This window comes from Buttiauxella sp. BIGb0552, assembly GCF_004366275.1.
Taxonomy (GTDB): domain Bacteria; phylum Pseudomonadota; class Gammaproteobacteria; order Enterobacterales; family Enterobacteriaceae; genus Buttiauxella; species Buttiauxella gaviniae.
The window spans coordinates 250,471-262,978 of record NZ_SODY01000002.1 but is presented as its reverse complement, the minus strand read 5'-3'; the positions used below and the strand labels follow the sequence as shown (position 1 = coordinate 262,978).

The window sequence follows — 12,508 nt, the reverse complement described above, 5'->3', positions numbered from 1 at the left end:
AATCCCCTTCATACTTCAAGTTGTCTCTTTGTTGGCTGCGTTCACTCACCCTAATCACTTACTTAAGTAAGCTCATTGGGATGCGTTCTCTTGCCGCCGCGATACAACTCGAATTATTCGGGTATTTCTGTGGTTAGGGTTGCCAGATGCGGGTGCGAATATCGACTTTCTTAGGCACTAAATGGTTGTCATAAAACAGATCTGCGGTTTGCTGCTGTTTTGCCGCAGTCTCGGCGCTGACAGGTGTAATCACCGTTGGGGGGCGGTGATCGAAATAGGTGGCAATCACGTTTTCCGGCAGCCCCATGGTTTTTGCCAGCAGCGCAACGCTTGCATCGCGTTGGCTACGGGTTAACGCATCGGCGTCGCTAAATGTTTTCAGAACGTGTTGCAGGAACGGACCGTTTTGTTCGGCATAAGGGCGTGAAGCAAGATAGAAAGAACCCGTCTGATTCAGCTCGCTGCCGTCGGTTAACACGCGCACGCCACCGTTTAACAAGACTGCAGAATAGTAGGGGTCCCAAATTGCCCAGGCATCAACGTTGCCCTGCTGGAATGCGGCACGCGCATCCGCTGGCGTTAAATAAGCAGGCTGGACATCGGTAAATTTCAGCCCAGCTTTTTGCAGCGCTCGTAGCACCAGGTTGTGGGAGCTGGAACCTTTCTGGAAAGCAATTTTGTGCCCTTTAAGGTCCGCCACGGTTTTTATTGGGCTGTTTTCCGGCACCAGAATCACTTCGGCTTTTGGTTTTGCCGGCTCAGACCCGACATACACCAGATCTGCGCCCGCAGCCTGCGCGAAGATTGGCGGAATATCGCCGGTGCTGCCGAGATCGATGCTGCCGATGTTCAGCGCTTCGAGCATTTGCGGGCCCGCCGGGAATTCAATCCACTGGAATTTTGTGTTTGGATACTCTTTTTCCAGCAGCTGGTGGCTTTTCGCCAGCACCATGCTGACCGAGCCTTTTTGATAACCAATGCGTAGCTGCTCAGGCCCAGTATCAGCCGCATGAAGTGTAGCGCTCAGGCTTAATGTTCCTGCGAGTGCAAGCCACGGAGCGGTTCGTTTCAGAAAGTTAAACATGAGCAACTCCTTGCGTCTTAAAAGGGGAGGAGACAATGAAATCCCGGCGGTGCAGAGCCTGCCAGAAGGTTTCCAGCGAGTTATCGAGGCGTTGTTGTAAGTTGTTGCTGAACACCGGTTTGTGCTGGTAATCCGCAATCTGGCTGTCATCAGCAAACACGCCATGCAGGATTTCCTGAGCTTTTAGCGCATTAAGGACAGGCTTTAATGCGTAATCTACTGCCAGCATGTGCGCCACCGTGCCACCAGTGGCTAAAGGCAGAACGACTTTCTTATCCAGTGCACGTTCAGGCAGCAGGTCGAGCAGCGTTTTCAGAGCGCCAGAAAATGAAGCTTTATAAACAGGTGTTGCGATGATCACGCCATCGGCTTGCTGCAATTGCTCAATGAGCGCTAAAAGAGCCGGACTATCGAAACGTGCGTACAGCAAATCTTCAGGCGCGAAATTCTGTAGATGCCAGTGACACACCTCGATATCCAGAGCGCTCAGTTTTTCGCGGGCATATTCCAGCAGTGCACTAGAACGGGATGGGAAGCGCGGGCTTCCAGCAAGGGTAATCACACGCATATCGTTTCCTTATAACTAATTGTTTGCTTTTAGATAACATTGATAACAATTGACTGTGATATTCGCGCAGAACTCTTATTCCACTAAATGATTTATCTGGAAAAGAATTGCTAAAAAACGCATAACAACAGGGCGTAAGGGAAACGATTGCGCTGATTCAGCCTTTTTTGTCACAGGTCAATTCCATTCAATGACGTTATCGACGATAATACGGCCCCGGTTTGCATACCGGGAATCCAGGAGAGTTCATGTACTACCCCTTCGTTCGTAAAGCCCTATTCAAGCTCGATCCAGAGCGCGCTCATGAAGTGACATTCCAGCAATTGCGTCGTGTATCAGGTACACCTCTCGAATGGCTGGTGCGGCAAAATGTGCCGTCGAAACCTGTCACTTGTATGGGATTGACCTTTAAGAACCCATTAGGCCTGGCTGCAGGTCTGGACAAAAATGGTGAGTGCATAGATGCGTTGGGTGCAATGGGCTTTGGCTCCATTGAAATTGGCACTGTAACGCCTCGCCCACAGCCTGGAAATGACAAGCCAAGAATCTTTCGTCTTGTAGAGGCTGAAGGATTAATTAACCGTATGGGTTTCAATAACCACGGTGTTGATAACTTGGTTGAGAATGTCAAAAAATCCCATTTTGATGGGGTTCTTGGCATCAATATTGGTAAGAATAAAGACACTCCAGTTGAACAAGGCAAAGATGACTATTTGATCTGCATGGATAAAATTTATCCGTACGCGGGTTATATAGCGATTAATATTTCATCACCAAATACCCCTGGATTACGCACGCTGCAATACGGCGATGCGCTGGATGATCTGTTATCTGCAATCAAAAATAAGCAGCAAGCGCTTCAGGAATTGCATCATAAATATGTACCTGTGGCGGTGAAGATCGCGCCGGATCTTTCTGAAGAGGAGTTGATCCAGGTAGCTGATAGTTTGGTACGCCATAATATTGATGGGGTAATTGCGACCAATACGACATTGGATCGCAGCCTGGTTCAGGGCATGAAATATTGCGATGAAATGGGTGGCTTAAGTGGCCGTCCGGTTCAGTTAAAAAGCACAGAAATTATTCGCCGCTTGTCGCAAGAATTAAATGGTCACTTGCCGATTATTGGCGTTGGCGGTATTGATTCATTGATTGCTGCACGCGAGAAGATGGCAGCGGGTGCCTCTTTAGTACAAATATATTCCGGGTTCATATTTAAAGGCCCACCTCTGATTAAAGAAATTATTTCAGGTTTGTAATCTCTGAATGTTTTACTTTCGGACAACCGGGGCTTTATTTTGAGTCCCGGTTGTTTTATATTCCGTCATTGTTGCTAATTTGAACATATTGGTCTTTTATTAATGTGTTCATTTACGAAGCGGTGATAAGGATATTTCTAATCGCAGGTATATGGGGATAAGGGCAAATAATTATGCGGATTAAACCGGACGATAATTGGCGTTGGTATTATGATGAGGAGCATGATCGTATGATGCTCGATTTAGCCAATGGCATGCTTTTCCGTTCCCGTTTCCCTCGTAAAATGCTTACTCCCGATGCCTTTGAAAATACTGGGTTTTGTGTTGATGATGCAGCTCTATTTTTCTCTTTCGAAGAAAAATGTCGTGATCTCATATTAAGCAAAGAGCAGCGCGCTGAACTGGTATTAAATGCACTCGTAGCGATTCGTTATCTCAAGCCGCAGATGCCAAAAAGCTGGCACTTTCTCTCTCATGGGGAATGCTGGCAGCCAATACCTGGCGATGCAGCCTGTGTGTGGTTAAGTGACGATATGCAGCAGGTGAATCTGCTGGTGGTAGAAACAGGTGATAACGCTGCACTTTGTTTATTAGCGCAGCCAGGCTTGCAACTTGCTGGCCGTACCATGCAGCTCGGTGATGCGATTAAAGTGATGAATGACAGATTAAGGCCGCAACCAACAAGTCTCGCCCTTAACCTTGATCAGGCAGTTTAGTTTCCCGCTAACTCTACATCTCCTGCAGGAATACAACTACAGCAAAGGATTGTGCCATCATCATTGATAGCATTTTTCTTCAACGCTTTGACTTCCCCACTGACTAACTTTATCCGGCAGCTGCCGCAAATCCCGGCCCGACAAGAATAGGGCACGCGAATTCCTTGTTGTTCGAGTTGTTCTAGTAAAATTTGTTGGTTGTTACCGCGAAATTGTTGGCCCTGCCAGTCAATCGCCACCATGCTTTCTTGCTGCTCTAAAGGCTCAAGAGTTTCTTCGGTCACTCCTGCGCCATAAACTTTCGCAGGTTTTGTCGCCAGTACTTCGAGTTCATCACCCACACGAATCACACCGCTATTGCGGGCAATCAGATTTTGGCCGAAATCGACATCACCATTATCCAGTGCGGTCCGGAATTTTTGTAATGTCGCGAGAGGTTCACCGCTCGGGTGTTTTCGGCCACGCTCCGGGCTGACGGTGGTGAAAATACAGCGGCTACAAGGTTTGGCGACATCAAATGTTACGCCGCCAATCCGTACTACTTGCCAGCTATCTTCGTCCCAGGCTTGTGCGCCGGTGACTACAATATTCGGGCGAAATTGTGTCATTTTTACACTCGCCGGGCAGCGATTTTGCAAATCGCGCAGCGATGCTTCATTTGCCAGCAAGAATGGGAAACCGTCGGCAAAAGAGAGTGGTACCTCTTCATGACGTTTAACGCGGCGCGTTAAATTTTCACCCAGCCAGCGCAGTTGTACCGGGCGTGAGAAAAAACCGCTCAGCCATTGGTTGATATCATCGGGAGCAATTTGCGCGGTGAAATGGTTTCCCCAGACTTCCGTTGGCGCGGCCTCAGGCCGGAAATCGCTAAAGCGTATTGTGGCGGAACTGCCGTCTGGCGCGCTCAAAAATAGACCATCGTGAATAATGGCCGGAGTAAATAGCACCATCTGCGGGAACTGGCGTGCGGTAATAAAAGTGCCGTCAGGTTCTGTCACCATAAAGATGCGGTCAAAAGCTAAACCGCTGGTAGTTGCCTGAGCATGGGAGAGCGCAAGGCCGCGCATCGATTTCACCGGGTGAATATAAAGCTGAGATAGGGTGATCATGATACGCACGCGCTCCTTGCATAAATGAAGAAAAAGAGAATATAAGAGGCCAACTTTATGACATGCGTGGCGGATTGGCTATAATGCGCCACAATTTTCTTTTTATACCTGATTAAGTGACGATATGAATTCTCTGTTTGCCAGTACGGCGCGTGGGCTTGAAGAGCTATTAAAAACTGAACTGGAGGGCCTTGGTGCGCAAGCATGCCAGGTGGTTCAGGGCGGCGTACATTACCAGGGGGACTCACGTCTGCTCTATCAAAGCTTGATGTGGAGCCGTCTTGCGTCCCGCATTTTGCTGCCATTAAATGAATGCAGTGTTTATAGCGACCTGGATTTATATCTGGGTGTACAGACCATCGACTGGCCTGCATTGTTTGGCTCGGATGCCACATTTGCAGTGCATTTCAGTGGTCTGAATGACGTTATCCGTAACAGTCAGTATGGCGCGTTAAAAGTGAAGGATGCGATTGTTGACTCCTTCACCCGTAAAAACTTGCCGCGTCCGAACGTTGAACGTGAACAACCAGATCTGCGCATTAACGTTTGGCTGAACAAAGATACCGCCAGCATCGCGCTGGATTTAAGCGGCGAAGGTCTACATCAGCGCGGTTACCGCGATAGCACTGGTGCTGCTCCTATTAAAGAAACGCTGGCATCAGCTATTGTTATGCGTTCAGGCTGGCAGCCGGGTACTCCGCTGCTCGATCCAATGTGCGGTTCCGGCACGCTGTTGATTGAAGCTGCGATGATCGCCACCGATCGTGCGCCTGGTTTACATCGCAAACATTGGGGCTTCCTTGGTTGGGCGAACCATGATTTCGATCTGTGGAAAGAGATCACCACCGAAGCACAGGTTCGCGCTCGCAAAGGCCTTGGCGAATATACTTCGCGTTTCTATGGTTCGGATAACGATTCACGCGTTATCGAACGCGCTCGTGCCAATACCCGTCGTGCGGGTCTGGGCGATATCATCAGTTACGAAGTCAAAGACGTGGCTAAATTAACCAATCCGCTGCCGGAAGGCCCGGTTGGTACGGTTGTCAGTAACCCGCCATACGGCGAGCGTCTGGATAGCGAACCTGCGCTGATTGCATTGCACAGCCTGCTTGGCCGCAATATGAAAAACCATTTTGGCGGCTGGAATTTGTCACTGTTTAGCGCATCTCCGGATTTGCTTAGCTGCCTGCAACTGCGTGCCGAACGCCAGTTTAAAGCGAAGAACGGCCCGCTGGATTGTGTTCAGAAAAACTATCAATTATCTGCCACCAGCACGGGTGCGCAATCAGGCCAGATCGCTGATGATTACGCGAACCGCCTGCGCAAAAATATCAAAAAACTCGATAAATGGGCGCGTCAGGAAGGCATCGAATGCTACCGAATTTACGATGCCGATTTGCCAGACTATAACGTTGCTGTTGACCGCTACGGCGAGTGGGTTGTGGTTCAGGAATACGCGCCGCCTAAAACGGTTGATGCCAATAAAGCACGTCAGCGTCTGTTTGACGTGATCGCTGCAACAATGTCTGTACTGGAATTGCCATCCAACCGACTGATCCTGAAAACCCGTGAACGCCAGAAAGGGAAAAGTCAGTATCAGAAAATGGATGAGAAAGGCGACTTCATGGAAGTGAGCGAATATAACGCTCGTCTATGGGTCAACCTGACTGACTATCTTGATACCGGTTTGTTCCTCGACCACCGTATTGCGCGCCAAATGCTGGGCAAAATGAGCAAAGGGAAAGATTTCCTTAACCTGTTTGCTTATACCGGCAGTGCGACAGTTCACGCAGGTTTAGGTGGTGCTAAAACGACGACCACCGTCGATATGTCTCGTACTTACCTGGAGTGGGCTGAGCGTAACTTGCGTCTTAACGGCTTGAGTGGCCGTGCACACCGCCTGGTTCAGGCTGATTGCCTGGGCTGGTTGCGTGAAACCGATGAACAGTTTGATCTGATTTTTATCGATCCACCGACGTTCTCAAACTCAAAACGTATGGAAGAATCTTTTGATGTCCAGCGCGACCATATCGTGTTGATGAAAGACCTTAAGCGTCTGTTGCGCCAGGGCGGCACCATTATGTTCTCCAACAATAAACGTGGCTTCAAAATGGACTTTGACGGGCTGGCTAATCTGGGCCTGAGTGCTCAGGAAATCACGCAGAAAACCTTGTCACCAGATTTTGCCCGTAATCGCCAAATTCATAACTGCTGGCTCGTTACTCACGTAGCCAAGGATTAATTGTCATGTCATTGATTAGTATGCACGGTGCCTGGTTGTCGTTTAGCGACGCACCGTTGTTAGATAACACCGAACTCCATATCGAAGAAAACGAACGCGTCTGTCTGGTTGGCCGTAACGGTGCAGGTAAATCCACACTGATGAAAATCCTCAACCGTGAAGTGCCGCTTGATGATGGGCGCATGGTTTACGAACAGGATTTGATTGTCGCGCGTTTGCAACAAGATCCTCCGCGTAATGTCGCGGGCACGGTTTACGACTTCGTTGCAGAAGGCGTGGAAGAGCAGGCCGAGTACCTCAAGGCCTATCACGATATCTCCCACAAAGTGATGACCGACCCGAGCGATAAAAACCTCAATGAAATGGCGCGTATCCAGGAGATTCTTGATCACCAGAATCTCTGGCAACTGGAGAGCCGCATTAATGAAGTGCTCGAACAATTAGGTCTGGAAGCTGACACTGAACTGTCGGCACTTTCTGGCGGCTGGTTGCGTAAAGCGGCACTGGGCCGTGCGCTGGTGAGTTCTCCACGCGTTCTGTTGCTTGATGAGCCAACTAACCACCTGGATATCGAAGCTATCGACTGGCTGGAAGGTTTCCTGAAAGAGTTCCAGGGCAGCATTATTTTCATCTCGCACGACCGTTCATTTATTCGCAATATGGCGACGCGTATCGTCGATCTTGATCGCGGCAAACTGGTTTCTTACCCTGGCGATTACGATCAGTATCTATTGGCAAAAGAAGAAGCACTGCGTGTTGAGGATCTGCAAAACGCCGAGTTTGATCGCAAACTTGCGCAGGAAGAAGTGTGGATCCGTCAGGGCATTAAAGCACGCCGTACGCGTAACGAAGGCCGTGTGCGTGCCTTGAAAGCGATGCGTAACGAACGTAGTGCTCGTCGTGAAGTGTTGGGCAGCGCCAAAATGCAAGTTGGTGAAGCGGCGCGTTCCGGCAAGATAGTCTTTGAAATGGAAAACGTGTTTTACCAGATCGCTAACAAAAACCTGGTGTCGGATTTCTCAGCCCAGGTACAGCGCAGCGACAAAATCGCGTTGGTGGGGCCAAACGGCTGTGGCAAAACCACATTGTTGAAACTGATGTTAGATCAGTTGAAAGCGGACAGCGGGCGCGTGCATTGCGGTACCAAGCTTGAAGTGGCGTACTTTGACCAACACCGCGCGGAGCTTGATCCTGATCGTACGGTAATGGACAACCTGGCGGAAGGTAAGCAAGAAGTGATGGTGAACGGCAAGCCACGCCATGTACTGGGTTACTTGCAGGACTTCCTTTTCCACCCGAAACGCGCCATGACTCCGGTTCGTGCGTTGTCTGGTGGTGAGCGTAACCGTCTTTTACTGGCGAAGTTATTCCTAAAACCTAGCAACTTGATGATTCTCGATGAACCGACGAATGACCTGGATGTCGAAACGCTCGAATTACTTGAAGAGTTGATTGATGGTTACCAGGGCACGGTTATGTTGGTGAGCCACGATCGTCAATTTGTGGACAACACTGTTACCGAATGCTGGATTTTTGAAGGCGAAGGCAAGATTGGTCGTTACGTCGGTGGTTATCATGACGCCAAAGGCCAACAGGCATCTGCGCAAACTTTACGCCACTCTGTGGCAGATAAGGCGCAAAACAACCAGCCTGCAAAGGCGGAAGTTGTTAAACGTGCAAGTAGCAAGCTAAGCTATAACCTGCAACGTGAATTAGAGCAATTACCACAACGTCTTGAACAACTTGAGGCGGAACTGGAAGCTATCCAGGCTAAGGTCGGGGATGGTGATTTTTTTAACCAGCCACACGATGTCACACAAAAAACATTGAGCGACCTGACCACGGCAGAAAAAGCACTGGAAGAGGCTTTTGAACGCTGGGAATATCTCGAAGCTCTGAAAAACGGCGCGTAACACAAGGAGACACGATATGTGTGCCACGCATCATCATCGTTCACACATATTATGCTCACAATGTGACTTACTGGTCGCGCTACCAGTATTGGAGGACGGCCATAAGGCCGTCTGTCCACGTTGTGGTACAACACTTCTTACTCAGTGGTCCTCACCACGTCAACGTCCTACAGCTTATGCGCTGGCAGCTCTGTTTATGTTGCTACTTGCCAACCTATTTCCCTTCATCAACATGAAAGTAGCAGGACTCAGCAGTGAAGTTTCGCTGCTTGAAATTCCAGGCGTCATGTTCAATGAAGACTACGCGAGCCTCGGCACTTTCTTTATGGTCTTTGTGCAGGCGGTGCCTACGTTCTGTTTAATCACGATTTTGTTATTAGTTAACCAGGTGGCATTACCACTAACTCTTAAAAAGCGCCTGGCACGAATCCTATTCCAGCTAAAGTCCTGGGGTATGGCCGAAATTTTTCTTGCTGGCGTCTTGGTGAGTTTCGTCAAATTAATGGCTTATGGCGATATTGGTGTCGGGAGCAGTTTTATTCCGTGGTGCCTGTTCTGTGTGTTGCAACTCCGGGCTTTCCAGTGTGTGGACCGGCGTTGGCTGTGGGATGATATTGCGCCTGAGCCGGCGATTTCGGTGCCGCTTAAAGTCGGTGTATCAGGCCTTCGTCAGGGGTTGCGTTCTTGTTCATGCTGCACAGCAATCGTGCCAGAGGATCAGGAAATTTGTCCGCGCTGCGAAACCAAAGGGTATGTTCGTCGCCGTCATAGCTTGCAATGGACACTCGCTCTGCTGCTGACTTCAATTATGCTTTACCTACCCGCAAATATATTGCCCATCATGATAACTGAAGTACTGGGCAGCAAAATCCCGTCGACGATTATTGCCGGGGTTATTTTGTTGTGGAGCGAAGGCTCTTATCCAGTGGCTGGAGTTATTTTCATCGCCAGTATTTTGGTTCCGACACTGAAAATGTTAGCGATTGCCTGGTTGTGCTGGGATGCTAAAGGCCACGGTCGGCGTGACAGTGAAAGAATGCATTTGATCTACGAGGTGGTCGAATTTGTCGGGCGTTGGTCAATGATCGATGTGTTCGTTATAGCAGTATTATCGGCCCTGGTGCGTATGGGAGGATTGATGAGTATCTACCCGGCGATCGGAGCCGTGATGTTTGCATTAGTAGTGATTTTGACAATGTTTGCAGCGATGACCTTTGACCCTCGCTTGTCCTGGGATCGCGCACCGGATTCAACTCATGAGGAGTCGTCTGAGCATGGAAAATAAAAGCGGGGAAGCAAAAGTAGCAAAGGTGAAAAATTGGTCCCCGGTATGGATTTTCCCTATCGTAACCGTGCTAATCGGCGCGTGGATCTTATTTTATCACTACAGCCATCAAGGGCCCGAAGTCGCGCTGATTACCACTAATGCCGAAGGCATCGAAGGTGGGAAAACCATGATTAAAAGCCGTAGTGTTAATGTGGGCGTGGTGGAAAGCGCGGTGCTGTCAGACGATTTGCTTCATGTCGAAATTACAGCCCGGCTGAATTCGGGCATGGAAAAACTTCTGCATAATGACTCGGTGTTTTGGGTCGTTAAGCCGCAAGTCGGGCGTGAAGGTATTTCCGGGCTTGGTACTCTGCTCTCCGGTGCATATATCGAACTGCAACCGGGCAATAAGGGGTCGCAATCTGCTAAATATGATTTGCTGGATGCTCCTCCATTGGCACCACCTGATGCTAAAGGTATTCGCGTTACCCTCGACAGTAATAAAGCAGGGCAGCTTTCTCCAGGTGACCCGGTGCTGTTCCGTGGCTACAGAGTTGGTTCAGTAGAAACGAGTACCTTTGATGCGGCGAAACGTAGCATCAGTTATCAGCTATTCATCAGTGCGCCGAACGATCGCCTGGTGACCAGTAACGTACGCTTTTGGAAAGACAGCGGTATTGCCGTTGATATGTCTTCGCAAGGTATGCGCGTAGAGATGGGGTCTCTTACAACGCTGTTTAGCGGCGGTGTAAGCTTTGACGTACCAGAAGGCTGGGAGCTTGGTAAACCTGCGAAACCGGGTAGCGAGTTCAACCTCTTCGACGATCAAAAAAGTATTCAGGATTCTCTGTATACCGATCATATTGACTACCTGATGTTCTTTAAAGATTCAGTGCGTGGCCTGCAGCCAGGAGCACCAGTTGAGTTCCGCGGTATTCGATTGGGAACCGTGGCTAAGGTGCCATTCTTTACCGATGGGATGCGCCAGAAGATCAATGATGATTTCCGTATTCCGGTTCTGATCCGTCTTGAACCTGAGCGTTTGCAAAATCTGGTCGGTGATGATGTTCACATTCAGGACAACATGACAGCCCTGATTAAACGTGGTTTACGAGCGTCTATGAAAACGGGAAGCATTGTTACCGGGGCACTGTTTATCGACCTGGATTTCAATCCTAAAGCGCCGCCGGTAACCGAATTACCGACATTTGCGGGTTACCCGATAATCCCAACGATGAGTGGTGGACTGGCGCAAATCCAACAACGCTTGTTGGAGACACTGGATAAGATTAACAACTTGCCGCTCAATCCGATGATTGAACAAACCACCAATTCGCTTGCGGAAAGTCAGCGAACCATGAAGCGCTTGCAGCAGACGCTCGATAATCTGAATAAGATTACCGCGAATAAGTCTATGCAATCTTTGCCTGAAGATATGCAGTCAACACTGCGTGAACTTAATCGCAGTATGCAGGGCTTCCAGCCGGGTTCTGCGGCCTACAACAAGATGGTGGCCGATATGCAGCGTCTTGACCAGGTTCTGCGTGAATTGCAACCTGTACTGCGCACGTTGAACGATAAGAGCAATTCGCTGGTCTTTGAAGCGAAGGATAAAAAAGATCCCCAGCCGAAGAGGGCGAAAGAATGAAAAAATGGCTCCCACTCTTTGCTGCATTGGCTCTAACGGCCTGTAGCAGCAGCGATAATGGAAAGACCTATTACCAGCTACCTCAGAGCTCCGCACCTGCCATGCAGGCTGTGAGCCAGCCTGGAACTCATTTATTGTGGGTAGAGCAGGTTGCAGTTCCTGATTACCTCGCCGGCAATGGCGTGGTTTATCAGACCAGTGAGGTGCAGTACGTCATTGCCTCCAGCAATTTGTGGGCAAGTCCGTTGGATCAGCAATTGCGAAATACTCTTGTCAGCAATCTGAGTAGCGCGTTACCTGGTTGGGTGGTGGCATCACAACCACTTGGCAACGATCAGGATACTCTGAATGTTAACGTGACCGGTTTTCACGGACGTTATGACGGGAAAGTAATTGTAAGTGGCGAGTGGTTGCTCAAACATCAGGGGCAATTGATTAAACGTCCGTTCCATGTTGAGTTGAAGCAAGAAGCTGATGGTTATGATGCCATGGTGAAAACCTTAGCTCAGGCCTGGCAGCAAGAAGCGAAAAGTATCGCTGGTGAGCTGACTCGCTTTAACTAATCATCTCAGTAGCACAAAAAAGCTGCGTCATTCGCCTACAAAGCGGAACGCAGCTTTTCTTTTGGCATTAATTTGTTAGCCATGCGTTCTCACACTTTTTGTACAAAACAAAACTCTTGTAGCTCACATTTATGACATT

At 49.2% G+C, this 12,508-nt stretch carries 10 protein-coding genes; 7 read left to right on the top strand and 3 right to left on the bottom strand.

Annotation, left to right across the window (positions count from 1 at the left end; translation table 11 throughout):
• Positions 1–133 precede the first annotated feature (133 nt).
• Both EDF88_RS06060 and ssuE read right to left on the bottom strand, forming a co-directional pair.
• Entirely contained in the window at positions 134–1,084 is a 951-nt protein-coding gene (locus EDF88_RS06060) for a sulfonate ABC transporter substrate-binding protein (protein ID WP_064517577.1), read from the bottom strand.
• A complete protein-coding gene (gene ssuE, locus EDF88_RS06055) occupies positions 1,077–1,652 on the bottom strand; it encodes an NADPH-dependent FMN reductase (protein WP_064517580.1) in 576 nt (191 codons plus the stop codon). Before ssuE ends, EDF88_RS06060 begins: the two co-directional genes overlap by 8 nt.
• 248 nt (positions 1,653–1,900) lie before the next feature.
• On the opposite strand from ssuE, the gene pyrD reads away from it, so the two are divergent.
• Both pyrD and zapC read left to right on the top strand, forming a co-directional pair.
• Complete coding sequence (pyrD, locus tag EDF88_RS06050) at positions 1,901–2,911, top strand: quinone-dependent dihydroorotate dehydrogenase (RefSeq protein WP_134183556.1); 1,011 nt, start codon at positions 1,901–1,903, stop codon at positions 2,909–2,911.
• A gap of 173 nt (positions 2,912–3,084) precedes the next feature.
• On the top strand, positions 3,085–3,627 hold the full coding sequence (zapC, locus tag EDF88_RS06045) for a cell division protein ZapC (protein ID WP_064517585.1): 543 nt from the start codon (positions 3,085–3,087) through the stop codon (positions 3,625–3,627).
• On the opposite strand, the gene EDF88_RS06040 is transcribed toward zapC, so the two are convergent.
• Positions 3,624–4,736, bottom strand: a complete 1,113-nt coding sequence (locus tag EDF88_RS06040; protein ID WP_134183554.1) for a YcbX family protein — start codon at positions 4,734–4,736, stop codon at positions 3,624–3,626. The genes zapC and EDF88_RS06040 overlap by 4 nt on opposite strands.
• A gap of 124 nt (positions 4,737–4,860) precedes the next feature.
• Between EDF88_RS06040 and rlmKL the strand changes: the two genes are divergently transcribed.
• From rlmKL to pqiC, 5 genes are read left to right on the top strand one after another with little or no spacing between them, the layout of a single operon-like run.
• Positions 4,861–6,978, top strand: a complete 2,118-nt coding sequence (rlmKL, locus tag EDF88_RS06035; RefSeq protein WP_134183552.1) for a bifunctional 23S rRNA (guanine(2069)-N(7))-methyltransferase RlmK/23S rRNA (guanine(2445)-N(2))-methyltransferase RlmL — start codon at positions 4,861–4,863, stop codon at positions 6,976–6,978.
• A 5-nt stretch (positions 6,979–6,983) separates the two neighbouring features.
• Positions 6,984–8,891: an ABC transporter ATP-binding protein gene (locus EDF88_RS06030; protein WP_064517592.1), complete on the top strand. Its 1,908-nt coding sequence runs from the start codon at positions 6,984–6,986 to the stop codon at positions 8,889–8,891.
• Positions 8,892–8,907: 16 nt separating this feature from the next.
• Entirely contained in the window at positions 8,908–10,176 is a 1,269-nt protein-coding gene (gene pqiA / locus EDF88_RS06025) for a membrane integrity-associated transporter subunit PqiA (RefSeq protein WP_064517594.1), read from the top strand.
• Complete coding sequence (pqiB, locus tag EDF88_RS06020; protein ID WP_064517596.1) at positions 10,166–11,806, top strand: intermembrane transport protein PqiB; 1,641 nt, start codon at positions 10,166–10,168, stop codon at positions 11,804–11,806. Before pqiA ends, pqiB begins: the two co-directional genes overlap by 11 nt.
• Positions 11,803–12,369: a membrane integrity-associated transporter subunit PqiC gene (gene pqiC, locus EDF88_RS06015; RefSeq protein ID WP_064517598.1), complete on the top strand. Its 567-nt coding sequence runs from the start codon at positions 11,803–11,805 to the stop codon at positions 12,367–12,369. The genes pqiB and pqiC overlap by 4 nt, the downstream gene beginning before the upstream one ends.
• Positions 12,370–12,508: the final 139 nt, after the last annotated feature.